Source organism: Rhizobium sp. AG855, from assembly GCF_003610655.1.
GTDB lineage: Bacteria > Pseudomonadota > Alphaproteobacteria > Rhizobiales > Rhizobiaceae > Allorhizobium > Allorhizobium wuzhouense.
The window spans coordinates 470,233-494,193 of the sequence record NZ_RAQG01000003.1; the positions used below are offsets into that span (position 1 = coordinate 470,233).

Below are 23,961 nucleotides of genomic sequence, written 5' to 3' on the forward strand. Positions count from 1 at the left end.
ATCACCAATATGCGCCCAACATCGCGGGCTCGCAAGCTCACGTCAGTGTTGCGGTGTCAAACCGGTGCACGTCTTCCAGCAACTCCAAGATCCCCGCTACCGCGTGTGCCACCAGCCGTTCCCCCCGTTCCGCCGTTGCCGCCGATGCGTCACCGGCGACACCTTCCGGGTTGAGGTCGGACATCTTCCAGCCGAAGGCGTGGGGGCCATAGGCGCGCAGGTGTTTGTAGCGGGCGGCAAACTCGGATTGCCGCGAGGAAAAGGGGCGGGCCTTGGTCATGTCGACATATTCTGGGGCAAGCGCCAGCATCGCCGAGGTCTCGATATCGCCGCCATGGATGTCGATCGCCTTGTCTTGCGGCCTGATCCAGCCGTCCGGCTGGCCGAAGCGGGTCCAGCTGGTGGCGACGACCAGCATGTTGAACCGGACACGGGCTTCGGTGGCGACGATCGTCAGCAAAGGGGAATTGCCGCCATGGGCGTTGAGAAGGACGAGCTTGCGGATGCCGGCGCGGTTCAGGTCCTCGGCGATGGAGAGCCAGCGATGTACGGCTTCGTCGAAGCCGAGGGTGCGGGTGCCTTCGACGTCCAGGTGCTCGATGGAATAGCCGATCGGTTCCACCGGCAGGATGGTGGCGGGCAACGTGTCCGGCAAGGCGGCGGCCAGTCGCTCGGCGATGCCCTTTGCAATCAGGGTGTCTGTCTCGAAGGGCAAATGCGGGCCGTGCTGTTCATGCGCGCCCAATGGCAGGATCGCGATCCAGCCGGTGCGATCTGCCAGGGTGAGGGAGGGATCGTTATCCTTGTACCAAGGTGCCGGTCTCGCCATCTGGCATCCCCTCCTGAAGTTCGTTAAGACTGCCCACCACGTTTTGATGGGTTCTCGGCCGTTGCGCCGACAGTGCCTGATCTGTGTGAGGCGGGGAGAGTAATGGCGAAAAAGGACAAGGTCGACAAGGAGCGGGGCGACAAGGACCGGTCCGACAAGGCCGAACGGAAGAAGGGCGCCAAGAAGAAGGAGCCTGCCGCTCCGGGCACGCTTGCCAATTCCGTGACCCAGGTGGCACGCGCCATGCGCACGCGCCTGTCGCACGGCCTTGCCGAAAGCGGACTTTATCCGGGCCAGGATGGGGTTATCCAGCTGCTGTCGGCCGATGACGGGCTGACCCCCGGTGCGCTTGCGCAGCGCCTCGGCGTGAAGGCGCCGACCATGACCCGAACCATCGGACGCATGGAAGCGCAAGGCTTCGTGTTCCGCCGGGCCGATGACCGGGATGCGCGGCTGACCAAGGTGTTCCTGACCGAAGAGGGGCGCAACAGCGTCGATCGCATCGTCGGGGCGACAGCCGACTGCGAGCGTGAAGCCACGCTCGGGCTGTCGAACAAGGAGTTGCGGACGCTGGTCAAGCTGCTGGCGGCCGTCGAGGGAAATCTGTCCGGGAAAGGCTCGGCCTCCCGTGGTGCGGACGACCTCGATGAAGACGATTGAAAAGCCTCATTAAATTGTTTAATTAAAACATTTAAGGGGCGCCGGGACGCCTGCCGATCTGCTGCGAGGGAGGAAACGTGGCGCAAAAGGTGAAGCTTTCGACCATTGCCGAGTCGCTTGGTCTGTCGACGGCCACGATCTCGCTGGCCCTCCGAGATAGTCCGCTCGTCGCCGTCGATACGCGCGAGAAGATCAAGGAACAGGCCCGGCTGCTTGGCTATATCTACAATCGCCGCGCTGCGAGCCTTCGTACATCCCGGTCCGGCATCATCGGTGTCGTCGTGCACGACATCATGAACCCGTTCTACGGCGAAATCCTCAAAGCCATCGAGACCGAGCTCGATCGCAGCCGCCACACCTTCATCCTGTCCAACCATTACGACAGCGTCGACAAGCAGCGCATGTTCGTCGAGACGCTGCTGCAGCTCGGCGGTGACGGGGTCATCATGTCGCCGGCCATCGGCACGCCGGCGGAAGACGTGGCGCTGGCGGAAAACAACGGCATGCCGGCGATCTTCGTGGCGCGCTCGATGGAAGGTGTCGATGTGCCGATCTATCGCGGCGACGACAGCTACGGCATTTCGCTCGCGACCAACCACCTGATCGGTCTCGGCCATCGCTCGATTGCGATGATCGGCGGCACGGATCAGACCTCCACGGGCCGGGACCGCTACCAGGGTTATGTGAATGCGCTGCGCAAGGCCGGCATCGAAGTCGATCCCGGTCTTCGCATTCCCGGACCCCGCACCAAGCAGGGCGGGTTCGAGGCTGCTGTCAACTTCCTGTCGCTGCCGCAGAAGCCAACGGCTGCCGTCTGCTGGAACGATCTGGTCGCCATCGGCCTGATGAACGGGATCGCCCGTGCCGGGTTGATCCCCGGCCAGGATATCTCCGTCACCGGCTATGATGACCTGGAAGAGGCCTCGATCGCGACGCCGTCGCTGACCACCGTTTGGAATGGCCAGGCCGAGGTGGGGCGCCTTGCGGCTCGCGCGCTTCTCGACAAGCTTGCGGGAAGCCACGAGCCTGACGGCATCCACCTGATCAAGCCGGAGATGCGGATCCGCCAGTCGACTGGTCCGATCCGCCGCTAGAGCCCAAGGAGAGTATCCCATGTCATCGGAACGCATCGCCGTCCTTATTCCGGGGCGTATTCATGCGCGTGTGCGGGCCCGTCTCGCTGAGGATTTCGCTCTGGTCGAGATCGACAGTGCCGAGGCGGTCGAGCGCTTGACCGAGGAGGAACGCAGAAGCGTGCGTGGAGCTGCGGTTTCTGGCCGTTTTCCGGCTTCGCTGATTGCGGCCTTGCCCAATCTTGAGATGATCGGCAGCTTCGGCGTCGGTTATGACGGCGTCGATGTGAAGGCCGCAACCTCCCGTGGTGTCGTCGTCAGCAACACGCCAGACGTGCTCAATGACGAAGTGGCGGATACGACCATCGCGCTGCTTCTCAACACGCTGCGGCAGTTTCCGGCAGCCGAGACCTATCTGCGGGCCGGGCGCTGGGCCGCCGAAGGGCCTTTCCCGCTGTCGCCGATGTCGCTGAAGGGGCGTCGCGTGGGGATCCACGGACTGGGGCGCATCGGGCTTGAGATTGCCGAGCGGCTGGTGCCGTTCAAGGTGGAGATCAGCTATCACACGCGTCGTCCGCGGTCGGATGTGCCGTTCACCTATCACGACAGCCTTCTTGGTCTTGCCCGCGCCGTCGATACGCTGATCTCGATCGTGCCGGCGACGCCAGAGACGAAGGGGGCGATCAATGCGGAGGTGCTGCAGGCGCTCGGCCCGCAGGGTGTGCTGATCAATGTCGGCCGTGGTTCCACCGTCGATCAGCCGGCCCTCATCCGGGCTCTTGAAAACGGTACGATCGCCGCGGCCGGGCTCGACGTCTATGCCGACGAGCCTCAGGTGCCGAACGAACTGATCGCACTCGAAAACGTCTCGCTTCTGCCGCATGTCGCCTCGGCTTCGGTTCCGACACGCAACGCCATGGCGGATCTGGTTGTCGACAATCTGAAATCCTGGTTCGACACGGGCAAGGCGATCACGCCGGTGCCGGAGACGCCGCAGGCGTCTTGAGGCGGCAGTGCCGGTTTCGCCAGCCTTCCGCAAGCTTCGGGGCGCATCCTCCTTGTCATAGCCTTTCAAGGCAAGAGGATGTGCTTCGATGAAGGCCTATCACCAGGTCCTGGGAATCTCCGCCGGTTCGGCGGCCGTGTGTGCCGTACTTCTCTCCTTCTGGACGGCACAGGCGCCCATTGCTCTCAACGAAATGCCTGATCCAATCATCTCCGGAACCACCGCTCCGGTGGCAAGATTGGGGGTCGTCACGGCAAGTGCCTCACCGCCGGCCGTCTTTTCGGTTTCCAACTTTTCGCGCAAGACCGTCTGCCTTGTCGAGCGCGGGGCGACACTGACCAGCCGCAGCCGCGATTTCTTCGCGCCGCCGGAATGCGAGAGTGTCTGGCCCGGTCTCGCGCGGGCCACCAACTGGACGCAGAACGAAGATGGCAGCGTGACGCTTTCCACCGTGCATGGGGCGCCCGTGCTCACGCTGATCCGGGGAAAGAGCTTTTCCTATGAAGTGGCCGACCCGGCCGAGGCGGATCTCGCGCTGCTGATGGTGCCCTGAAACCGCCGGCTCAGCGTTGCCGGCTGTCCGCATAGGTGCGGGCTGCGGTTCCGAAAGCTTCAAACAGGGCTCGCGAAGGGCCGTCCTTTTCTGCCCAATATTCCGGATGCCACTGCACGCCGATGGCGAAGCCCTTGGCGTCGATGACCGAGACGGCCTCCACCGTGCCATCGTCGGCGAGCGCCTCCACCTGCAAGCGGGGAGCGGTCTTCGAGATGGCCTGTCGATGCAGCGAATTGACCGGGACGCGGCCGGCACCCAGATAACGCGCGATGCAGGACCCTTCCGCAATCACCACATCCTGGCGAATGGCATAGTTGACGTCGCGGTCCGCTTGCAGCGGGTTGCGGTGGTCCCAGATGCCGGGCTGGTCCTGGATCTCGGTCGCCAGCGTGCCGCCGAGCGCGACATTGAGTTCCTGAATGCCCCGGCAGATGGCGAGGAGCGGAATGCCGCGGTCGAGGGCGCGGCGGATCAGCGGCAGGGAGGTGGCGTCGCGGGCGGGATCGAAGGGGCCGTCGCTTTCGCGGACTTCACCACCATAAAGCGACGGGTGGACATTCGTCGCCGAGCCGGACACCAGGAGGCCATCGACCCGGTCGAGAATGGCATCGGGATCGTTGCCCTCCTCGAGTGCCGGAACCAGCAACGACATGACATCTGCCGCCTTCAGCGCTGCGCGGACATATTGGGTCTGCACGGCATGCCAGGTGGTGCCGTCGAACTGGCGGATATCGGCGGGGATGGCGATGATCGGCTTCATCTTCAAGGCTCCGAAAAGGTGTTTTATCCGATGGCCCGGCGGCAACCGCGTTGTCAACGCGCGACCGTCGCCGGCATGCGGAGCGCTGGCTCTGACGGCACGCGCAGGCCCGATCCTGTCTCGAATGCTCGACCAAAGTCTAGTCCGAAAGACCAAGGCACTTTGGCTTGAAAGCGATGGTCCAACATGATTAGCTCACATGTCAGTGCCGGGAGGGGCATAGACCACCACCGGCCGGGGAATTTCACAGGGAGGAACTACATGGATCGCAGATCATTCATCAAGAAGGCCGGCGCGACCGGGGCAGGTGTTGCCGCATCTGCCGTGCTTGCCGCACCGGCGATTGCCCAGGAAAATCCGAAGGTCACGTGGCGTCTGACGTCGTCGTTCCCGAAGTCGCTCGACACCATCTACGGCGGCGCCGTGGATGTTGCCGATCATGTCCGCGCCGCGACCGACGGCAATTTCGACATCCAGGTCTTCGCCGCCGGTGAAATCGTGCCCGGCCTGCAGGCCGTCGATGCCGTCTCGGCCGGCACCGTGGAGGCCGCCCACACCACCTCCTATTATTTCTGGGGCAAGGAGCCGACCTTCGCGATCGGGACGGCGCTTCCTTTCGGCCTCAATGCCCGCATGTCGAATGCCTGGTTCAACCAGGGCAACGGCAATACGCTGATGAACGAATTCTATGCGACCCAGGGCCTCTACGGTCTGCCGGCCGGCAATACCGGCGTGCAGATGGGTGGCTGGTTCCGCAAGGAGATCAATACGGTCGATGACCTCAAGGGTCTGAAGATGCGCATTGCCGGTCTCGCCGGCAAGGTTCTGGAAAAGGTCGGCGTCGTGCCGCAGCAGCTTGCCGGTGGCGACATCTATCCGGCGCTGGAAAAGGGCACGATCGATGCGGCTGAATTCGTCGGCCCCTATGACGATTCCAAGCTCGGCTTCCACAAGGTGGCGAAGTACTACTACTATCCCGGTTTCTGGGAAGGCGGCCCGGTCGTGCATGCCTTCTTCAACCTGGAAAAGTACAACAGCCTGCCGAAGCACTATCAGGCCGTACTGACCGATGCCTGCGCCTTCGCCAATACCAACATGATGGCGAAATACGATACCAAGAACCCGCCGGCACTCAAGCAGCTGGTCTCCGAAGGGACAGTGCTGCGTCCGTTCAGCCAGGAGATCATGGAAGCCTGCTACACGGCAGCGACCGAGATCTATGCCGAACTTTCGGCGCAGAGCCCGTTCTTCAAGAAGACCTATGAAGACCAGCTGGCCTTCAAGAAGGACGCCTATCTCTGGGCGCAGGTCGGCGAATACACCTTCGACACCTTCATGATGATCCAGCAGCGCGCCGGCAAGCTTTGAGCTGACGCCCGCTTTGAATGAGAAAAGCCCTGGTCGAGGATCTCGACCAGGGCTTTTTGTTGTCTGCCCATCTGTGAGCCCTGCCCGATTGAGCAGGGCTCTGGACTGCCTGTCAGTTGATGACCGGAGGCTTGCTGAGGTCGATCGCGGGCGCAGGGGCCGGTGCGGGAGTGGCCGGCTGGGCGGCCGGTGGCGTGCCCAGCTCAAGCGGCGGCAGGCCGAGCGCGGGTGGCGGGGCCGGCGTGGTGGCCGGTGCCGCACCGCCGCCGAAATCCAGCGGCGGCAGGCCGAGGGTCGGCGCTTGCCCTGCGGCCGGTGTCTGTCCTTCGCTGCCGATCGGCGGCAGACCGAAATTCGGGCCGGCTGCACCACCGGGGTTGGACTGTTCCGGGATCTTGATCTCGATCGTGTTCGGATCGGTGACGACCGCTTCTCCCTTGTAGTGCATCACCAGCCCGGGGAATGCGATGACGGCCATGATCGCCAGGAACTGGATGATGATGAAGGGGACGACGCCCTTGTAGATATCGAGCGTCCTGATGCCGTCTCTCAGTTCCCCTGTCACCTTGTCCTTCCATTGCCCTTCCGGCGCGACCGAGCGCAGGTAGAAGAGCGAGAAGCCGAAGGGCGGGGTCAGGAACGAGGTCTGCAGATTGATGCCGAGGATGATGCCGAACCAGACGAGGTCGATGCCGTGGCTCTGGGCGACGGGGGCCAGCAGCGGCACCATGATGAAGGCGATCTCGAAGAAATCGAGGAAGCAGCCGAGGATGAAGACGATGATGGTGACGACGATCAGGAAACCGTATTCGCCACCGGGAAGCGCCAGCATCAGGTCCTCAATCCAGACATTGCCATTGATGCCGTAGAAGGTGAGGCCAAAGACGCGGGCGCCGATCAGGATCATCATGACGAAGGCGGAAAGCCTTGTCGTGGCGTCGAGGGCATTCTTCAGGATGCCAATCGACATGCGGCCCTTGGCAGCCGCGATGATCATGGCGCCGGCGGCCCCCATGGCGCCGCCTTCGGTCGGCGTGGCGATGCCGAGGAAGATGGTGCCGAGCACGAGGAAGATCAGGGCGAGCGGCGGCACCATGACGATGATCACCTGCTGGGCAAGACGCGAGATGACATTGAGGTTCATGCCGCGATTGATCAGGGCGCAGATGTAGACGGTGAGCACGCCGAAGGCGAGGGCTGCCACCATCTGCCATTCCGGGCTCTCGATGCCGGTGAACAGAAGCTCATGGCCGAGGAAGTAGAGCGCCACGCCGATTGCGATCATGATGAAGAGCGAGGTGACGCCATCGCCAAGCGTGCGCGCTTCACGCGGAAGGGCGGGCGCCCATTCCGGCTTGATCATGGTGATCACGAAAATATAGAGGCAGTAGGCGGCGATGATCATCAGCGCCGGATACAGCGCGCCGACATACATGTCGCCGACCGACCGGCCGAGCTGATCGGCCATGACGATCAGAACGAGCGACGGCGGCACGATCTGGGCCAGTGTGCCGGAAGCGGCGATCGTGCCCGACACCAGTGGGCCGTTGTACTTGTAGCGCAGCATGATCGGCAGCGAGATCAGGCCCATGGCCATGACGGAGGCTGCGACGACACCCGTGGTGGCGCCAAGCAGGGCGCCAACCAGGATGACGGCATAGGCGAGGCCACCGCGCACGGGGCCGAACAATTGCCCGATCGTGTCGAGCAGGTCTTCAGCCATGCGCGATCGTTCGAGAATGATGCCCATCAGTGTGAAGAAGGGGATCGACAGCAGTGTGTCGTTGTACATGATCCCGAAGATGCGTTCGGGATGCGATTGCAGAAGTGGCCAGAACAGGCGGATCTCGGAGGAGATATGCGAGAGTTCGACACCGAGCACGAAGTAGATCAGGCCGCCAGCGGCGAGCGTGAAGGCGACCGGATAACCAAGCAGAAGCATGGCCATCACGGTGGTGAACATGATCGGGGCGAGGTTGTGGGCGATCAGGTCAATCATCTCAAACCTCCGCGCTTTCCGATGGGGCAGGGGCTGCCAGTGGATCGTCGATGAGGCCCATCAGAACGGCTGCGCGCTTGATGATCTCCGAGAAGGCCTGGGCGGTCAGCAGCAGAAAGCCGAGCAGGATTGCGGCCTTGGCAGGCCAGATGATCAGGCCGCCGGCGCTCGATGAAATCTCGCCGCTGAAGAAGGAGCGCCAGAACCACGGCCAGGCCAGATAGGCCATCAGCCCGGAGAAAGGTACGAGGAAGATGATGTGCAGGATGAGATCGATCCAGCTGCGGGTGCGTGCACTCCAGTTGCTGGACAGGATGTCGATGCGGATGTGCTCGTTCCGCTGCAACGCATAGGCGGCGGCCAGCATGAATACTGTGCCAAACAGATACCATTGCAATTCCAGCCAGGCGTTGGATGATATGTCGAATGCCTTGCGGATGACGGCATTGCCGGCGCTGATCAGAACTGCAGCCAAGAGCAGCCAGGATACCGAACGTCCGATGACGCCGTTGATCGCATCGATCAGCCGCGAAACAGCCAATAAAACGGTCATTGTTTTTCTCCCCGTGTCCTTTCGTCCTTAGAGCATGGGTCTGTTAGGTGCAACTGGAGTACCCTTTTGCGAAGGGCATAGCCGACGAAAGTCCTATGGCTTTCGGTGTAGGCCACACCTCAGGGTCGCTGCGGAATTCAGGAGAATTTTACGGGTTGTGCTTGCCCGACTTTAACAGGTTCTCGTGTACGGGTTTGCGTCCCGCTTCGAAGCAGTGCACATTTAATGACAGGTAAGCATGGGCAAGACTGTGGCGATTTGGAACACGGCTTTCGCGATCACTTTGGGACGGAGCGAAACGGGGCCTTGAAACTTCGATTGGCGACTGGCGTTTTGCGTCCAACCTTGCCGGGAGGCAGATCATGAGAGCCGAGAAAGGGCGCGAGCTCAATGTGCCGACGGACGTCTATCTGTCCTTCGTCAGTTCGCTGTTCGGCAACCGGTCGACCCTGTTCACCGGCATGGTTGTCCATATCCTCACCTATCTCGTCGTCTATCTGCAGACGAATGCCGCCTTCTATCTCTTTCTCTGCGGCTGCTTCGCGGCGGTCTTCGCCTATCGCATCTATTCCTTCAAGCAGTTCGACCAGGTCGACAAGTCGAGCCTGACGCGCGCGGCGATTGCCGGATGGGAGATGCGTTACGTGATCGGCGGCGCCTCGACTGCGGCGATCCTGGGCATCGGCAGCGGCTATGCCATGCTTGCCTTCAACGATACGTTCGCGGAACTGGCCTGCATTGCCGTGACCATGGGCTCGATGGTTTCGGTGGTCGGGCGCAACTACGGCTCTCGTCTGGCCGTCGACCTGCAGACGCTGGCATGCTGCACGCCGATGGTCATTGGCAGCCTCCTGGCGCAGGACCTTTTCAAGGGCCTTCTGTCCCTGATGCTCATCCCCTTCTTCCTCACCACGCGGGCGATGGCGAACGGAGTGCGCGAGTTCCTGTACGAAAACGTCATCGCCTCGCGCGAGATGGCGAAGATCGCCGACCGGTTCGATACGGCGCTCAGCAACATGACGCATGGGCTGTTGATGCTCGATCCGGACAACCGGATCGAGGTCATCAATCGCAAGGCCTGCGAATTGCTGCATCTGGGCGATCGCCAGCGTCTGGTCGGATGTGATCTCGACGTCGTGCTGCGCTACGGGGTGCGCCACACCTTTGTCGACGGTTCGATGCCGAGCCTCCTGCAAAAGCAGCTTGCACAGATGACGCAGGGACTTTCGAGCCGTGCCCAGATGCATTTCTCCGAAGGCCTGGTGCTGGAATTCTCGGCCAATCGACGGGCCGAGGGCGGTGTCGTGCTGATCTTCGAAGATGTGACGGCACGGGTGAGGGCCGACCGGAAGATCCTGCACATGGCCCGTTACGACGCCCTGACGGGGTTGCCTCAGCGCGGCTATTTCGGCGAACTCGTGCGCGAGCGGATGGACCAGACGGACAGCTTCGGTGCGTCCGTCGGCTTCATGATCCTCGATGTCGCCGACTTCAAACACGTCAACGATCTCAGGGGGCACCTGACCGGCGATCGACTGCTGACGGCGCTTGCCAACAGGCTGACGGCGCTGGTTGCCGGCAAGGCCATTGTCGGGCATCTCGTCGGTGACCAGTTCGTGCTGTTCTTTCCGAATGTCGACAACCGGGCGGACCTCGAGGCCGAGATGCGGGCCGTTCATGAGGCGGCCAGCGGCCCTTGTGATGTCGAGGGCCTGCGACTTCCGGTGTCCTTCTCGGCCGGTGCCGCGATCTTCGACAGCGAAGCGCTGTCGATGGACGACTGGCCGGTCAAGGTGGATATCGCGCTGTTCGAATCCAAGGCGCGGTCGAAGGGGCAATTCACGCTTTTCGTCGAGGAGATGGATGCCCGTTATCTCGAGCGCCAGCGCCTGAAGGAGGATCTTCGGGCTGCGGTGGAGAATGGCGATATCACGGTGGTCTATCAGCCGATGTTCACGCCCGACGGCCGTGAACTGAGATGCTGCGAAGCGCTTGCGCGCTGGTACCATCCGGAGAAGGGCGCGATTGCGCCGAACATCTTCATCCAGATCGCCGAGGAGATGGGCATTGTCTCGTCCATTACCAGCCATGTGCTGCGGCAGGCCTGCATCGACTGTCGAATCTGGCCCACCGGCATCGGGGTCTCCGTCAATCTCTCTGTGCATGATTTGCGCTCAGTCGGCCTCGTGGACAGCGTCAAGGCGATCCTTGCCGAGACTGGTTTTTCTGCAAGTCGCCTGCATCTGGAAGTGACCGAAAGCAGTCTGATCGAGGAACTGTCGTCGGCGCGTGCGATCCTGGAAGAGCTGCGGTCGCTCGGGATCACCATTGCCATCGACGATTTCGGGACCGGATTCTCCAGCCTCAGCTATCTCGACACGCTCCCGATCGACGTGGTGAAGATCGACCGCTCCTTCGTGCGCGACATCGGGGAGAACCAGCGACGATTCAAGCTGCTGCGCGGCATCGTCAGCCTCAGCCGCGGCCTGGACCTCAGCATCGTCGTCGAAGGTGTGGAAAACCGCGAGCAGCTGGCACTTCTGTCCAAGCATCACTGCGCGGACCTGATCCAGGGCTATGTCTTCTCCATGCCGATCAGTCCGGCCGCCGTCATCGAGCTGGCGCGCGAGGTGGAGAGCCGCAAAGGCACGGGCGGCGCCTCCGTCGCGTAATTCCGAATGTAATAAAGGAGCGACCAGATCTGCGCGGCGCGCAGTCTTTTGACGTTAACCTTAAAAATAACAAGCTTAATAATCTGTTAATTTTGGGGGGAGATATTGATTAACGTTGCGTGATAGCCCTTGAATCCGGTGAAGCGTAATGAGTTGAGGCCATGGAACTCGAAGGGTTTTCAGAACGACTGATGCGATATCTCGACCATGTCGAATATCGGCGGGTCGAAACAAGTGAAGATCTGGAGGCGATCGAACAGCTCCGCTACAAGGCTTACAAGGCAGCCAATGTGCTGCCCGTCGCGGTTCCCAGCATGATCGACGATGCCGACTTCGATCCGCATGCCTTCGTCTTCGGCATCTATTACTTTGAAGAACTGGTCAGCACGATTCGGCTTCACCATGTGACACCGCAGCATACTCTGTCGCAGTCGGCCGGGGTCTTCCCGGATGTCATGGAGGCCTATCTCGACGCGGGGCTGACCTTGATCGATCCTGCGCGCTTTGCGGTCGACCCTGACGTGGCGGGCGAAATGCCGGTCTTGCCCTATATCACGCTTCGACCCAGCATCGTGGCGGCCGCCTATTTCAAGGCCGACCGCGTGCTGCAACATGTGCGGCCGCACCACGCCGCTTTCTACAAACGCGTCTTCTATGCCGAGACCGTCGTCGATCGGCGCATGACCGAGATTTACGGCCTGGAACTGACGCTGATGGCAACCAATACCCATACGACAGGCGACAAGCTGCTGCGGCGCTATCCGTTCTTCGATTCCGGCGTTCACGAGCGGCGCTTGATGTTCGGACGGCAGGATATGCGCAGCGCGTTCGATCCGCTGACAATCCTGCCATCGGCGCGGCTTGTGGCCAATGGCAAGATCAGCGGCGCAATTGCGGGACTGGATTATTGACGCAGGTCGCGAGTTGCGATTGCGCTCGGTCTGACCTTTGTGTATGCGGAAAAAGACGAAAATTCACCGTTTGCGGTGTGGGATCAGATTCTCCACCGGTGCGGCCCGCGATTGAACTGGGAGATCGAATATGAGCGAAGAGCATTCTGGTCCTGTCGAAATCGGTGCTTCGATGGACTACCGGGAACACGACAAGACCTATGATCTTTTCATCGCCGGCGCAAAATACGGCACCGCCATCATCGTTGCGCTGATGCTGGCCATGGCTGCCGGCTTCTTTGGCGGCGCAGGCTTCCTCGGCGGCACCTTCATCTGGATCGTGCTGAGCGTCGCAGGCGTCTTCCTGCTGCGTTGAGTGTCTGCCGGGCGTCTTCGACGCTGATCTGAGCAAGGGCGACCCCAGGCGGGTCGCCCTTTTTTCTTGTCTGCGGGCCGTTTCCGCTGTCGCGGGGCGCATAAAAAACGGCGGGTCTCCCCGCCGTTCGTTGATGGATACTGGCTTTCTGCTGCGATCAGGTCGTGCCGCGTGTACGGGCAAGACCCTGCTTGGCAGGCTCATACTTCGGGTCGAGCTGCAGGGCGTGCGAATAAGACTTGGCCGCGCGGGCCTTGTCGCCACGACGCTCATAGACCAGCGCCTGGTTGGCCCAGCCCTCGGCAAGCTTGTCGTTCAGCTCGATGGCATGGTTGAAGTCGGCAAAGGCGTTTTCGTCGTCGTTCAGCGCGATATAGGAGACGCCACGGCCGTTATAGGGTTCCGGCGCGCTCGGCGACAGCGAGATCGCCTTGGAGAAGTCGTCGATCGCCTTGGCGTGGTCGCCACGCAGCTGGTAGATCAGCCCGCGATTGTGATAGGCGCGGCCATCGGTGGTGTTGAGCTGGATGGCGCGGTTGAAGTCGCCGAAGGCCTCGTCAACACGGCCGGCCTGGCGGTAGATATTGCCACGGCCGATATAGGCGACGTCGTAATTCGGATTGATCTTGAGGGCCGAATTGTAGTCGGCAGCCGCTTCGACGGGCTTGCCCATGTTGCGGTAGACCAGCGCGCGGTTCGCATAGGCCTGGTAGAATTGCGGATTGATCTGCAGGGCGGTGTTGAAATCGTCCAGCGCCTGGCGGAACTGGCCGGCGCGGCCGTAAGCCGAGCCACGAACATTGTAACCTTCCGGATCGCGCGGATTGGACTGGATGACGGCCGACAGGGAGGCGATGTTTTCTTCCGAACCCTGGGCACGGTCGATGCGGATCACATCCGTCGTTTCCGTCGTCGTCGCGCAACCGCTCAGAGCCAGAACGCCGGCAAGGGCGGTCGCTGTGATCAGGCGTTTGCTGCTGATGGCGTTGAAGGCGGTCGGGAGCACAAGGCTGTTCATCATGGAGCGCATCATCCGGCCGCTGCCAGCGCCATTGAAGGCCCGGTGACAGCGTTAGTTCGTGTTGGATATCAAAAGAGCGGCGGCGATTCGTTTCGCCCCCGCCCTTATTTCACAGAAAAACGTCTAAAACGGGGCCGATCAACGGCCGCGTGCAGCCGGCAGGAGGCCTTCGCGCTGCATCTTCTTGCGCGCCAGCTTGCGGACGCGACGAACAGCCTCGGCCTTTTCGCGGGCACGCTTCTCAGATGGCTTTTCGAAGAAATCGTGCATCTTCATTTCGCGGAAGACGCCTTCGCGCTGAAGCTTCTTCTTGAGAGCGCGGAGCGCCTGGTCAACGTTGTTGTCGCGGACTAGTACCTGCACGTTTATCCCGTTCCTTTGGTTCTTAGGGTTGGTCCTTCCGTCGATGGAGGTTGCATCTACGGAAACAGCAAATTGCTTCGCGCGGCCAATTGAGTCCGGCGATTGGGGTGCGAAATAGCAGATCCGCCCTCAAAAGTCCATATCGCGCAAGCCCTGCAGCCGATTAATTTCTCGCTGGAGCAGGCGAACGGGGATGTGTCGAAAGCCGGGTGGCATTGCGTCGCAAAACGGACGTCATGGCGGATATTGATTTGCGAGGAGTATCGTCCTACCCCAGTGCCTGAACCACAGGAGTTTAAGGCGAATGCGCAAATATTCGGTCTTTGCCGTTGTCCGTGAGGCCATGCGTGCCCACAAGGGATGGGAGGCTCAGTGGGTCTCTCCCGAGCCGCGGCAGTCCTATGACGTCATCATCATCGGCGCCGGCGGCCACGGTCTTGGTGCTGCCTACTATCTCGCCAAGGAACACGGCATCACCAATGTCGCCGTGATCGAGAAGGGCTGGCTCGGCGGTGGCAATACCGGCCGCAACACGACGATCATCCGGTCCAACTATCTCTATGAAGAGAGCATGGACATTTACGAGCATTCGCTGAAGCTCTGGGAGGGCTTGAGCCAGGATCTCAACTACAATGTCATGTATTCGCCGCGCGGCGTGATGATGCTGTCGCACAATGTGCATGACCAGCAGTCTTTCAAACGCCATGTGAATGCCAACAATCTCTACGGCATCGACAATGAGTGGCTGACGCCGGAGCAGGCCAAGGCGTTTTGCCCGCCGCTCGATATCTCGAAGACCGCGCGCTACCCGATCAATGGTGCAGCGCTGCAGCGTCGCGGTGGCACGGCGCGCCACGATGCTGTCGCCTGGGGTTATGCGCGCGCGGCGTCGGATCGCGGCGTGCATATCATCCAGAACTGCGAAGTGACCGGCATCCGCCGTGGCCCGAATGGTGAAGTGACCGGCGTCGACACGACGAAGGGCTTCATCGGCGCAAAGAAGATCGGCGTCTCCGCTGCCGGCCATTCCTCCGTCGTCATGGGCATGGCGGGCGTTCGTCTCCCGGTTCACTCGACGCCGCTGCAGGCTCTTGTCTCCGAGCCGCTGAAGCCGATCTTCCCCTGTGTGGTCATGTCGAACACCGTGCATGCCTATATCTCGCAGTCGGACAAGGGCGAGCTGGTCATCGGTGCCGGTACCGACCAGTACAATTCCTACAGCCAGACCGGCGGCATGCAGATCATCACGCATACGCTCGATGCGATCTGCGAGCTCTTCCCGATGTTCCGGCGGGTGAAGATGATGCGCCAATGGGGCGGGATCACCGACAACACGGCCGATCGTTCGCCGATCCAGAGTGTCACGCCGGTTCAAAACCTCTTCGTCAATGCCGGCTGGGGTACGGGCGGTTTCAAGGCGACGCCGGGGTCTGCCAACCTGTTCGCTCATCTCATCGCCAAGGGCGAGCCGCACCGGCTGGCTCAGGGCCTGACGCTCGACCGGTTCCGCACCGGCCGCCTCATCGACGAGGCAGCCGCCGCTGCCGTGGCGCACTGAATTAGGGATCGTCCATCATGCTGGTCATCAAATGCCCCTATTGCGAAGAAGAGCGTGCAGAGCTCGAGTTTCGCGCCGCCGGTGAAGCGCATATCGCGCGGCCGGAAAACATCGCTTCGATCACGGACGAGGAATTCGCGGACTACTTCTTCCTGCGCGACAACCCGAAGGGCCTGATCTTCGAGCGCTGGCGCCACATCCATGGCTGCGGGCGCTTCTTCAATGCCGCCCGCGACACGATCTCCGACAAGATCCTGCTGACCTACAAGGCCGGTGAACCCATGCCCGATCCCGCAACATTGGTTGCCCCGTCTGCATCGAAGGGAGAAAAGGCATGAGCGCTGCCAACCGTATTCCCGGCAAGGGCCGCCTGACGCCGGCACTGACGGCCCGTTTCACCATCGATGGCCGCACGCTGACGGCCTATGAGGGCGACACCGTTGCGTCTGCCATGATCGCCAACGGCATGCATCTCGCCGGCCGCTCGTTCAAGTATCACCGTCCGCGCGGCATCCTGACCGCGGGTCCGGAAGAGCCGAACGCGCTGCTCGATGTTTCGCGTGATGCTGCCCGCCGCCAGCCGAATGTGCGGGCGACCGTGCAGGAAGTCTTCGACGGCATGAAGATCGAGACGCAGAACCGCTGGCCGTCGCTGTCGCTCGACATCGGCGAGGTCAACAATCTGCTGTCGCCGTTCTTTGCCGCCGGCTTCTACTACAAGACCTTCATGTGGCCGAAGGCTGCCTGGCACCAGATCTATGAACCCTTCATCCGCCGCGCCGCCGGTCTCGGTCATGCGCCGAAGGAAGCCGATCCGGATCATTACGCCAACCGCTATGCCCATTGCGACGTGCTGGTGATCGGTGGCGGTGCCGCTGGTCTGGCCTCTGCACTGGCGGCTGCCCAGACGGGCGTGCGGGTGATGATCGTGGACGAGCAGCCGGAAATGGGCGGTGCCTTCCACTTCGACACGGGCGCCACCATCGACGGCCAGAGCGGCTGGGACTGGGCGCAAGCGACCGTTGCCAAGCTCAAGGCCATGGCGAACGTCACCGTGCTCTCGCGCACGACGGCCTTTGGCTATCACAACCACAATTACGTGGCGCTGGTCGAACGCGTCACCGACCATGTCGCCAAGCCGTCGAAGAACCAGCCGCGCGAGCGGTTGTGGCAGGTGCGTGCCAAGCGCGTTGTTATCGCCAGTGGCGCCATCGAACGCCACATGGTGTTCGCCAACAACGACCGTCCGGGCATCATGCTCGCCTCTGCCGGCCGCACCTATCTCAACCATTTCGGCGTGGCCGTCGGTGCCAAGGTTGGTGTCTACACCGCGCATGACTCGGCCTATGAGGCGGCGATCGATCTGAAGAAGGCGGGTGTATCCGTTCCCGTCATCGTCGATGCGCGTGAGAAGCCGGGCGAGGGCGTTCTCGCCCAGGCGCGTGCGCTCGGCATCGAAGTACTGACGGGCCATGGTGTCGTCGATACCGCTGGTCGTCTGCGCGTCCGCTCGATCACAGTGCGCCGCAATGGCGGCGGTTCCACCCGCAAGATCGAGGTCGATGCGCTCCTGATGTCGGCCGGCTGGACACCGTCCGTGCACATGTTCTCGCAGTCGCGCGGCAAGCTGAAATATGATGCCGCAAACGACCGCTTCCTGCCTGATATCTATGTTCAGGATTGCGTCTCTGTCGGTGGCTGCAACGGCACTGACGACCTCCAGGCGCTGCTCGCCGAGGCGACTGCTGCCGGTCTCTCCTCGGCCAAGGCTGCGGGTGCCACTGAGACGCCAGCGGTCTCGCTTTCGGGAGCCAATGCGCATGCTTGGACCGGCGGCATGATCGGCGCTGCCGAAGGGGCCGGACGTGAGGACAACGTCAAGGCTTTCGTCGACTTCCAGCACGATGTCTGCGCCAAGGATATTCGTCTGGCCGTGCGCGAGGGAATGCATTCGATCGAGCATATCAAGCGCTTCACGACGAACGGCATGGCGTCCGATCAGGGTAAGCTGTCCAACATGCATGGTCTGGCGATTGCCGCCGAAGTGCTCGGCAAGGAGATCCCGCAGGTCGGTCTTACCACCTTCCGCGCGCCCTATACGCCTGTGACCTTCGGCACGCTGATCAACCATTCGCGCGATGCGCTGTTTGACCCCGTACGCAAGACGCCGATGCATGCCAATGAAGTCTCTGAGGGCGCCGTCTATGAAGACGTCGGCAACTGGAAGCGCGCCTGGTATTATCCGAAGGCGGGCGAAGACATGCATGCCGCCGTCAACCGCGAATGCAAGACGGTGCGTGAGGCTGCCGGCGTGTTCAACGCTTCGACGCTCGGCAAGATCGAAGTGGTCGGCCCAGATGCGGCTGAGTTCCTGAACCTGATGTATACGAATGCCTGGGACACGCTGAAGCCCGGCAAGGCGCGTTACGGCATCATGACCCGCGAAGACGGCTTCATCTATGACGATGGCGTCGTCGGTCGTCTGGCCGAGGACCGCTTCCACGTGACGACCACGACGGGCGGTGCGCCACGTGTGATGCACCATATGGAAGACTATCTGCAGACGGAATTCCCGCATCTGAAGGTCTGGCTCACTTCGACCACGGAACAATGGGCCGTCATCGCTGTCCAGGGTCCGAAGGCGCGCGACATCATTGCGCCCTTCGTCGAGGGCATCGACATCTCCAACGAAGCCTTCCCGCATATGAGCGTGGCCGAAGGCACGTTCTGCGGCGTGCCGACGCGTCTCTTCCGCGTGTCGTTCACTGGTGAACTCGGTTTCGAAGTCAACGTACCTGCCGATTTCGGCGCTGACGTTTTCCGCCAGATCTGGGAACGCGCGCAATCACTTGGTGCTTGCCTCTATGGCACCGAGACCATGCACGTGCTGCGCGCCGAAAAGGGCTATATCATCGTCGGTCAGGACACTGACGGAACGCTGACGGCTGATGATGCCGGCCTTTCCTGGGCGGTGTCGAAGAAGAAGACCGACTTTGTCGGCATTCGCGGCATGAAGCGTCCTGACCTCGTCAAGGAAGGCCGCAAGCAGCTCGTCGGCATCTTCACCAAGGATCCGAACGAAGTGCTGGAAGAGGGCGCCCAGATCGTCGCCAATCCGAACCAGCCGAAGCCGATGACCATGCTGGGCCATGTCACCTCGTCCTACTGGTCGGAAAACCTCGGTCGCTCGATCGCGATTGCCATGGTGGCCGGTGGGCGTGCCCGCATGGGCGAGACGCTTTATGTGCCGATGAAGGACAAGACCATCGCGGTGGAAGTGACCGACATGGTGTTTGTTGACAAGGAAGGAGGCCGCATCCATGGCTGATATGTCTGTTGCAGACCGCAAGACCGTTCTCGCCGGCTTCCACGGCGGCAGCGCCAAGGTGCGCCTAACCCCGGCGCTTCCTGCTACCCGCGTCTCGCTGCGCGCTGGCGCCGATGCCGTTGCCAGCCTTTCGAAGTCGCTCGGTCTGAAGCTGCCGACAAAGCCGAAGACGTCCGTCTCGGGCAAGGGCCGCACGGCCTTCTGGATCGGTCCGGACGAATGGTTCCTGATCGACGAGAAGGGTGACACCCTGATGGCCGACTGCGCCGCCTCCGGCGTGGTTCATTCGGCGACCGACATCTCCCACCGCAACACCGCTATCATCGTCTCGGGACCCGCCGCTGCCGACACGCTCAACGCGGCCTGCCCGCTCGACCTGTCGCTCGCCGCCTTCCCGGTGGGTGCCGTCACGCGCACCGTCTTCGGCAAGATCGAGATCATCCTCTACCGCGTCGAGGAAGAGACGTTCCGGGTCGAATGCTGGCGGTCCTTTGCGGAGTATGCTTTCGGCATGCTCGCCGAGGGCGCGGAGGATGCCTCGCTCTGAGGGAGGGGTGTTCGGGCAGGTGTTTGAGGAGGCCGGGGTGACCCGGCCTTTTTTACGAGGTTGTGTCCGGGTAGATATCTCGTCTTTGGGCCGATCCCGTGCTACGACTATCACATGGACAAGATGCGCAAAGTTCCAGAGATGGCCGTTCGTGACCCCAAGACCGGTGAGACCGTTGTGGTCTACGGTGCTGGTGCCATGAAGGATAAGCCGCTCAATTTGCGAAAGGGCATCGACTTGACCAAGCCGATTGCTGAACAAGTCTCAAAGATCAAACGCAAGAGCAGATCCTGAGGATATGGCGGGTGCGCTTCTCGACACCCACGCCTTGTATTGGCTTGCGCACGAGCCCTCACGGCTGTCAGGTGATGCGGTTTTGTTGATCGGGCGAAGCCAGGCGGGTGGTAGCCTCTTTGTATCGCCTATCTCTGCTTGGGAACTGGCTCTTGCCGCACGCAAAAAGAACAATGCGCCTCTTGTGGGTGTTACGTCTCTCCCTAAGTGGTTCGACGAGACGTGTTCATCTCTTGGCGCACGCGTGGCTGTCATCGATCTCTCGATCGCATTGGCAGCCGCCGAGGTCGTTGAGAAGACGGGCCACAAGGATCCGGGCGACTGCTATCTGATGGCAACTGCACGAGTACTGAATGTGCCATTGATTACGCGGGATGCGGCAATCCTCGCCATCGCGAGCAGAGGGTATTTGAAAGCGCATCCCTGCTAACTTGTTACTTCTCCCACCCAACCCATTTCACCCACCGTCCATGAAAATCCGCCCGGCCGATCTCGCGAGTCTCGCCCGTCGGCCAAAGTGTTAGCATGATGGCCGCACCCTCCGGCTTGCCATCGGCCTCCAGCTGCAGGCGGGCCAGCGGCGCGGCTTCCGTCGCGCGGGCGCCTGCTTCGGCGATCAGGGCTTCGCCCTGGGCCTTCAGTGCCGGCGGCAGATATTGCCAGGCGATGGTGTGATAGATCACATGCGCCACGCCCGGACGCGGCGTTGTCAGACGCTTGCGCAGCCAGTCGATGGCATCGGCCTTTTCCACCTTCAGGCCGCTTTCGGTTGCCATTTCCAGCGCCGCTGCCGTGCGGTCGAGGCGGTCCTGCTGGTCGGCCCAGATGTAGGAGAAGAGCCGCAGGCGGTCGTCTTCGGAGGCGGGGTCGAGCGGGTTCAGGTCGCAGCCGGCGCGCTCAGCGATCTCGATTGCGGCTTTCGGTGGCGGCGGGCCTTCCCAGCGTGGGGCGAGTTCGACGGCGGAGGCCTTGCCCCAGCGGAAGTTTCCCAGTTGGTAGCTGTAGCGGTCCCATTGCAGGTTCAGCCCGGCGCTGGCGCCGACTTCCGAGAGGATCAGCGGCTTGCCGGTCAGTGCCGCGATCGTCAGGAAACCGGGGAGCAAAGCGGAGGAACGGCGCACCTCGTTGGTCTGCGGGGCGGATTTCAGGCGCTCCAGCATGAAGGCTTCGTCCCGACGCATCGCAGCCTCGACGGCTGCCCAGAGTGTGTTGTCGTCGACGGCATTTGGCGGATAGACGGCTGACAAGGTCGAGTCCTGGCCGGATCGAACCAGGGCATGCAGCGTGCCGGCGAGCCGGAGGGCCAGCGCATCGCCGGTGCCGTCAGGATTGCCGGGCCAGCCGAGGACCGTGGCGCCGACGGGGGTCGTATCGGTCAGCCGTTCGGCCGCCAGTGTGCACAGCCGTGCGGTGAAAGGGGAGCCGAGATCGGCACAGGCTTTCGCCTGGCGCAGGAAACTCTGGCGGATCAGTTCGCTGCGGTCGTTGCTCATGGTCTGAGGCGCCTTTCGTGTCAGACGCCTTCCGGCCGGTCCTTCGGGTCGAACTGGGAAATCGTGATCCAATCGGCGGTCAGCGCCGGCTTGCGCTCGTCCTCGATCTCGACCGTCACCTCATAGGTGTTCATCAGCATGCCGGCGCCGCGAAAGCGGGCTTCGGCGAGCTTGAAGGAGCCGCGAATGCGTTTGCCAGTCTTCACCGGCGACATGAAGCGCAGCTTGTCGAAGCCGTAGTTGATGCCGAGCGTCTGTTCACGGATCTTGGGCAGGCAGTTGTAGTTCATCGCCGACAGAAGCGAGACCGTCAGGAAACCGTGAGCGATGGTGCCGCCGAAGGGCGTCTCTGCTGCGGCGCGCACGGGATCGGTGTGGATGAACTGGTGGTCCATGGTGGCGCCGGCGAAGGCGTCGATCATCGGCTGGTCCACCGTGATCCAGTCGGACACGCCGACCACGGTGCCGACGAGGCCCGGTACGTCCTTGAGCGAAATCTCTTGCGGCATGAAAAGAACCTGATCCTTCAATAATTCCCGCAGGCTACAGCCGGTTCATGTCAGGCGGAAGAGGCTAACGTCACTGGTCGTCAAAAACTCAGGCTTCGACCCAGAAATCCACGCTGCGGGCCTTCACGCTGATCTTCGCGGCGCTTCGACCCGTCTCGAGGCGGCGCCACTTGCGCTTCTCGTGCGCGGGGAGCGTGAAGTCCCTCGGCTCAGGTGATCGATTGAACAGGGCGGCCACACGGCAATCCTTGCCGGTCTCTCGATCGATGGACGCGAGCAGCATCGCGAAGGTGCCGAGATCGGGCGTTTCCCAGTCGGCGACGGTCATGGGCAGCCCCTCTGTGTTCAGCCAGGCAACATCGCCGTTTCCGATCAGTGTCGAGGTGTCCATGAAGCAGGAGAAACGCTGGCGCATGGCGGCAAGCCGTGCGGTGGTTTCGATCAGTTCCTCGTCCGCCCCAGACCAGTCGAGCCAGGTCAGCGCATTGTCCTGGCAATAGGCATTGTTGTTGCCACGCTGGCTGCGGCCGAACTCGTCGCCCGCCGTCAGCATCACGGCACCCCGGCTGGCAAACAGCGTCGAGAGCAGCGCTTCGACATCCTGACGGCGCTTCTTCAGGATCGCCTTGTCAGAGGTCTCGCCCTCGACGCCGTTGTTCCAGGAATGGTTCTCGTTGTGGCCGTCGCGGTTCTCCTCGCCATTCGCCTCGTTGTGTTTGTGCTCGAAGGACACGAGGTCGTAGAGCGAAAAGCCGTCATGGGCGGCGATGAAGTTGACGCTGCGGGTCTGGCCCTGGCCGTCATGGGCGAAGAGATCGGCGGAGCCGGCCAGTGCCGTCGCGAGATCGCCTGTCGTTCCAGCGTCACCCCGCCAGTGGCGGCGAAAGGTGTCGCTGGCGCGGTCGTTCCATTCGAGGAAGGCGGGCGGGAAGCGGCCGAGCTGATAACCGCCCAGCCCGATGTCCCAGGGTTCGGCGATCAGGATGCGGTCTTCCAGCACCTCGTCCTCAAGGATGGCTTTCAAGGTCGGCGCGTCCGGATGAAAACCGTCCCAGTGGCGGCCCATGATCGGGGCGAGGTCGAAGCGGAAGCCGTCCACTCCTGCCGTAAGGACGAAGTGGCGGAGCGTATCGACGATGAGTTGCCGCACGAAAGGATGGTCGCAGGCCAGCGTGTTGCCGCAGCCGGTGTCGTTGACCAGCGTGCCGGGATCATCCGCCACATGGCGGAAGAGCGAGCGGTTGTCGATGCCGCGCAGGGAGAGCGTGGTGCCATACACATCGCTTTCGCCGGTGTGGTTGAAGACGAGGTCGAGGATGACGCCGATGCCCTCGGCATGCAGGGCAGCGACTGTCTCGCGCAGTTCCTTGACCCCGCCTGGCACGAGGCGCGGGTCGAGCGCCATCATGGCGACGGGGTTGTAGCCCCAGCTGTTGGTGAGGCCGAGCGGGGGCAGGTGGCGTTCGTCGATCCAGGCGGTGATCGGCATCAGTTCGACCATGTCGACGCCGATGCGCCTGAGATGGGCGAGGATGGCGGGGTGAGCGAGGGCGGATAGCGTGCCGCGTTGAGCCTCGGGCACGTCAGGATGCAGCATGGTCAGCGCCTTGACGTTGACCTCGTAGATGAAGCCTGTGCGCTCGCCGAGCGGCATCATGGGTTTCAGCTGTTTGTGGGCCTTGAGGATCGTCTTCGGTATCAGGTCGGCGGTATCGACGCCGAACTGGCCGAGGCCTGGGTCATAGACGAAGGGGCGGTCGAGTTCGGTGGCATAGGGGTCGACCAGCAGCTTGGATGGATCGTACCAATGCCCTTGCGCAGGATCATAGGGGCCGTGGATGCGGAAGCCGTAGCGGGCGCCTTCCTTGATGCCCGCTGCGAAAACATGGTGCACATCACCTTCCCCCCGGCTCATCGGCAGGCGGGAGCGTTCCGTCTGGCCGTCGTCGTCGAAGAGACAGAGCTCCACGAGACTGGCATGGTGCGACCAGAGGCGGAAATCGGCCCCGGCCTTGCTGAGGATGGCTCCGAGCATCGTTTCCGTCATGGGTCGCCTCGCGGTCCGGTTGATTCGCTCGCCTCAGGGAACAATAGCAGGCGGCGCGC

At 62.2% G+C, this 23,961-nt stretch carries 23 protein-coding genes; 14 read left to right on the plus strand and 9 right to left on the minus strand.

What is annotated here, in order from left to right:
- Window positions 1-37 precede the first annotated feature (37 nt).
- Window positions 38-829, minus strand: coding sequence for a creatininase family protein (locus tag DFO46_RS02260; RefSeq protein WP_120276191.1), 792 nt, complete (start codon window positions 827-829; stop codon window positions 38-40).
- Window positions 830-931: 102 nt separating this feature from the next.
- Here DFO46_RS02260 and DFO46_RS02265 point away from each other — a divergent pair, with 102 nt between their 5' ends.
- The 4 genes from DFO46_RS02265 (at window position 932) to DFO46_RS02280 (ending at window position 4,121) form a co-directional block, all read left to right on the plus strand.
- Window positions 932-1,489: a MarR family winged helix-turn-helix transcriptional regulator gene (locus tag DFO46_RS02265; protein WP_110791567.1), complete on the plus strand. Its 558-nt coding sequence runs from the start codon at window positions 932-934 to the stop codon at window positions 1,487-1,489.
- A 77-nt stretch (window positions 1,490-1,566) separates the two neighbouring features.
- Window positions 1,567-2,583 carry a LacI family DNA-binding transcriptional regulator gene (locus tag DFO46_RS02270; protein WP_110791569.1) on the plus strand — a complete coding sequence of 339 codons (1,017 nt, stop codon included), beginning with the start codon at window positions 1,567-1,569 and terminating at the stop codon, window positions 2,581-2,583.
- 19 nt (window positions 2,584-2,602) lie between these two features.
- A complete protein-coding gene (locus tag DFO46_RS02275) occupies window positions 2,603-3,568 on the plus strand; it encodes a 2-hydroxyacid dehydrogenase (RefSeq protein ID WP_120276192.1) in 966 nt (321 codons plus the stop codon).
- An 88-nt stretch (window positions 3,569-3,656) separates the two neighbouring features.
- Complete coding sequence (locus DFO46_RS02280; RefSeq protein WP_120276193.1) at window positions 3,657-4,121, plus strand: hypothetical protein; 465 nt, start codon at window positions 3,657-3,659, stop codon at window positions 4,119-4,121.
- Window positions 4,122-4,131: 10 nt separating this feature from the next.
- On the opposite strand, the gene DFO46_RS02285 is transcribed toward DFO46_RS02280, so the two are convergent.
- Window positions 4,132-4,884 carry a gamma-glutamyl-gamma-aminobutyrate hydrolase family protein gene (locus DFO46_RS02285; RefSeq protein WP_120276194.1) on the minus strand — a complete coding sequence of 251 codons (753 nt, stop codon included), beginning with the start codon at window positions 4,882-4,884 and terminating at the stop codon, window positions 4,132-4,134.
- A gap of 261 nt (window positions 4,885-5,145) precedes the next feature.
- Between DFO46_RS02285 and DFO46_RS02290 the strand changes: the two genes are divergently transcribed.
- Window positions 5,146-6,252, plus strand: a complete 1,107-nt coding sequence (locus DFO46_RS02290; RefSeq protein ID WP_120276195.1) for a TRAP transporter substrate-binding protein — start codon at window positions 5,146-5,148, stop codon at window positions 6,250-6,252.
- Between the two features lie 112 nt (window positions 6,253-6,364).
- Here DFO46_RS02290 and DFO46_RS02295 read toward each other — a convergent pair whose 3' ends face one another.
- Window positions 6,365-8,251 (minus strand): TRAP transporter large permease subunit, encoded by a 1,887-nt coding sequence (locus DFO46_RS02295; protein ID WP_120276196.1) that lies wholly within the window; start codon window positions 8,249-8,251, stop codon window positions 6,365-6,367.
- Between the two features lies 1 nt (window position 8,252).
- Window positions 8,253-8,804, minus strand: a complete 552-nt coding sequence (locus DFO46_RS02300; RefSeq protein ID WP_120276197.1) for a TRAP transporter small permease subunit — start codon at window positions 8,802-8,804, stop codon at window positions 8,253-8,255.
- Window positions 8,805-9,166: 362 nt separating this feature from the next.
- Between DFO46_RS02300 and DFO46_RS02305 the strand changes: the two genes are divergently transcribed.
- From DFO46_RS02305 to DFO46_RS02315, 3 genes are all read left to right on the plus strand, one after another.
- On the plus strand, window positions 9,167-11,476 hold the full coding sequence (locus DFO46_RS02305; RefSeq protein ID WP_120276198.1) for an EAL domain-containing protein: 2,310 nt from the start codon (window positions 9,167-9,169) through the stop codon (window positions 11,474-11,476).
- 161 nt (window positions 11,477-11,637) lie between these two features.
- The gene (locus DFO46_RS02310) at window positions 11,638-12,387 is read left to right on the plus strand and encodes a hypothetical protein (protein WP_120276199.1); all 750 of its coding nucleotides are present in this window, start codon (window positions 11,638-11,640) and stop codon (window positions 12,385-12,387) included.
- 130 nt (window positions 12,388-12,517) lie between these two features.
- Window positions 12,518-12,742, plus strand: coding sequence for an aa3-type cytochrome c oxidase subunit IV (locus DFO46_RS02315; RefSeq protein ID WP_062280190.1), 225 nt, complete (start codon window positions 12,518-12,520; stop codon window positions 12,740-12,742).
- 157 nt (window positions 12,743-12,899) lie between these two features.
- Here the strand turns inward: DFO46_RS02315 and DFO46_RS02320 are convergent, their stop codons facing one another.
- Together DFO46_RS02320 and rpsU are read right to left on the minus strand one after the other, a co-directional pair.
- Window positions 12,900-13,763: a tetratricopeptide repeat protein gene (locus DFO46_RS02320; protein WP_120276200.1), complete on the minus strand. Its 864-nt coding sequence runs from the start codon at window positions 13,761-13,763 to the stop codon at window positions 12,900-12,902.
- Window positions 13,764-13,901: 138 nt separating this feature from the next.
- Window positions 13,902-14,126 (minus strand): 30S ribosomal protein S21, encoded by a 225-nt coding sequence (gene rpsU, locus DFO46_RS02325; RefSeq protein WP_062280187.1) that lies wholly within the window; start codon window positions 14,124-14,126, stop codon window positions 13,902-13,904.
- Between the two features lie 304 nt (window positions 14,127-14,430).
- On the opposite strand from rpsU, the gene DFO46_RS02330 reads away from it, so the two are divergent.
- The 6 genes from DFO46_RS02330 to DFO46_RS02355 all read left to right on the plus strand — a co-directional run bounded on the left by DFO46_RS02330 (window position 14,431) and on the right by DFO46_RS02355 (window position 20,283).
- The gene (locus DFO46_RS02330) at window positions 14,431-15,684 is read left to right on the plus strand and encodes a sarcosine oxidase subunit beta family protein (protein ID WP_120276201.1); all 1,254 of its coding nucleotides are present in this window, start codon (window positions 14,431-14,433) and stop codon (window positions 15,682-15,684) included.
- 17 nt (window positions 15,685-15,701) lie between these two features.
- Window positions 15,702-16,022 (plus strand): sarcosine oxidase subunit delta, encoded by a 321-nt coding sequence (locus DFO46_RS02335; protein ID WP_054148190.1) that lies wholly within the window; start codon window positions 15,702-15,704, stop codon window positions 16,020-16,022.
- Complete coding sequence (locus tag DFO46_RS02340; RefSeq protein ID WP_120276202.1) at window positions 16,019-19,012, plus strand: sarcosine oxidase subunit alpha; 2,994 nt, start codon at window positions 16,019-16,021, stop codon at window positions 19,010-19,012. The genes DFO46_RS02335 and DFO46_RS02340 overlap by 4 nt, the downstream gene beginning before the upstream one ends.
- On the plus strand, window positions 19,005-19,559 hold the full coding sequence (locus DFO46_RS02345; RefSeq protein ID WP_120276203.1) for a sarcosine oxidase subunit gamma: 555 nt from the start codon (window positions 19,005-19,007) through the stop codon (window positions 19,557-19,559). Before DFO46_RS02340 ends, DFO46_RS02345 begins: the two co-directional genes overlap by 8 nt.
- 114 nt (window positions 19,560-19,673) lie before the next feature.
- Window positions 19,674-19,853, plus strand: a complete 180-nt coding sequence (locus DFO46_RS02350) for a hypothetical protein (RefSeq protein WP_120276204.1) — start codon at window positions 19,674-19,676, stop codon at window positions 19,851-19,853.
- Between the two features lie 4 nt (window positions 19,854-19,857).
- Complete coding sequence (locus DFO46_RS02355) at window positions 19,858-20,283, plus strand: type II toxin-antitoxin system VapC family toxin (RefSeq protein ID WP_120276205.1); 426 nt, start codon at window positions 19,858-19,860, stop codon at window positions 20,281-20,283.
- A gap of 4 nt (window positions 20,284-20,287) precedes the next feature.
- On the opposite strand, the gene DFO46_RS02360 is transcribed toward DFO46_RS02355, so the two are convergent.
- From DFO46_RS02360 to glgX, 3 genes are all read right to left on the minus strand, one after another.
- Entirely contained in the window at window positions 20,288-21,346 is a 1,059-nt protein-coding gene (locus DFO46_RS02360; RefSeq protein WP_120276206.1) for a DUF2332 family protein, read from the minus strand.
- Between the two features lie 20 nt (window positions 21,347-21,366).
- Window positions 21,367-21,855 (minus strand): MaoC family dehydratase, encoded by a 489-nt coding sequence (locus tag DFO46_RS02365; RefSeq protein ID WP_120278110.1) that lies wholly within the window; start codon window positions 21,853-21,855, stop codon window positions 21,367-21,369.
- Between the two features lie 88 nt (window positions 21,856-21,943).
- Window positions 21,944-23,902: a glycogen debranching protein GlgX gene (gene glgX, locus DFO46_RS02370; protein ID WP_120276207.1), complete on the minus strand. Its 1,959-nt coding sequence runs from the start codon at window positions 23,900-23,902 to the stop codon at window positions 21,944-21,946.
- Window positions 23,903-23,961 lie beyond the last annotated feature (59 nt).

What these genes read in the sequence shown, in the direction of transcription:
- DFO46_RS02260 (WP_120276191.1), bottom strand. Translation starts at nt 829, where the DNA reads ATGGCGAGACCGGCACCTTGGTACAAGGATAACGATCCCTCCCTCACC.
- DFO46_RS02265 (WP_110791567.1), top strand. Translation starts at nt 932, where the DNA reads ATGGCGAAAAAGGACAAGGTCGACAAGGAGCGGGGCGACAAGGACCGG.
- DFO46_RS02275 (WP_120276192.1), top strand. Translation starts at nt 2,603, where the DNA reads ATGTCATCGGAACGCATCGCCGTCCTTATTCCGGGGCGTATTCATGCG.
- DFO46_RS02280 (WP_120276193.1), top strand. Translation starts at nt 3,657, where the DNA reads ATGAAGGCCTATCACCAGGTCCTGGGAATCTCCGCCGGTTCGGCGGCC.
- DFO46_RS02285 (WP_120276194.1), bottom strand. Translation starts at nt 4,884, where the DNA reads ATGAAGCCGATCATCGCCATCCCCGCCGATATCCGCCAGTTCGACGGC.
- DFO46_RS02290 (WP_120276195.1), top strand. Translation starts at nt 5,146, where the DNA reads ATGGATCGCAGATCATTCATCAAGAAGGCCGGCGCGACCGGGGCAGGT.
- DFO46_RS02295 (WP_120276196.1), bottom strand. Translation starts at nt 8,251, where the DNA reads ATGATTGACCTGATCGCCCACAACCTCGCCCCGATCATGTTCACCACC.
- DFO46_RS02300 (WP_120276197.1), bottom strand. Translation starts at nt 8,804, where the DNA reads ATGACCGTTTTATTGGCTGTTTCGCGGCTGATCGATGCGATCAACGGC.
- DFO46_RS02305 (WP_120276198.1), top strand. Translation starts at nt 9,167, where the DNA reads ATGAGAGCCGAGAAAGGGCGCGAGCTCAATGTGCCGACGGACGTCTAT.
- DFO46_RS02310 (WP_120276199.1), top strand. Translation starts at nt 11,638, where the DNA reads ATGGAACTCGAAGGGTTTTCAGAACGACTGATGCGATATCTCGACCAT.
- DFO46_RS02315 (WP_062280190.1), top strand. Translation starts at nt 12,518, where the DNA reads ATGAGCGAAGAGCATTCTGGTCCTGTCGAAATCGGTGCTTCGATGGAC.
- DFO46_RS02320 (WP_120276200.1), bottom strand. Translation starts at nt 13,763, where the DNA reads ATGATGAACAGCCTTGTGCTCCCGACCGCCTTCAACGCCATCAGCAGC.
- DFO46_RS02330 (WP_120276201.1), top strand. Translation starts at nt 14,431, where the DNA reads ATGCGCAAATATTCGGTCTTTGCCGTTGTCCGTGAGGCCATGCGTGCC.
- DFO46_RS02335 (WP_054148190.1), top strand. Translation starts at nt 15,702, where the DNA reads ATGCTGGTCATCAAATGCCCCTATTGCGAAGAAGAGCGTGCAGAGCTC.
- DFO46_RS02340 (WP_120276202.1), top strand. Translation starts at nt 16,019, where the DNA reads ATGAGCGCTGCCAACCGTATTCCCGGCAAGGGCCGCCTGACGCCGGCA.
- DFO46_RS02345 (WP_120276203.1), top strand. Translation starts at nt 19,005, where the DNA reads ATGGCTGATATGTCTGTTGCAGACCGCAAGACCGTTCTCGCCGGCTTC.
- DFO46_RS02350 (WP_120276204.1), top strand. Translation starts at nt 19,674, where the DNA reads ATGGACAAGATGCGCAAAGTTCCAGAGATGGCCGTTCGTGACCCCAAG.
- DFO46_RS02355 (WP_120276205.1), top strand. Translation starts at nt 19,858, where the DNA reads ATGGCGGGTGCGCTTCTCGACACCCACGCCTTGTATTGGCTTGCGCAC.
- DFO46_RS02360 (WP_120276206.1), bottom strand. Translation starts at nt 21,346, where the DNA reads ATGAGCAACGACCGCAGCGAACTGATCCGCCAGAGTTTCCTGCGCCAG.
- DFO46_RS02365 (WP_120278110.1), bottom strand. Translation starts at nt 21,855, where the DNA reads ATGCCGCAAGAGATTTCGCTCAAGGACGTACCGGGCCTCGTCGGCACC.
- glgX (WP_120276207.1), bottom strand. Translation starts at nt 23,902, where the DNA reads ATGACGGAAACGATGCTCGGAGCCATCCTCAGCAAGGCCGGGGCCGAT.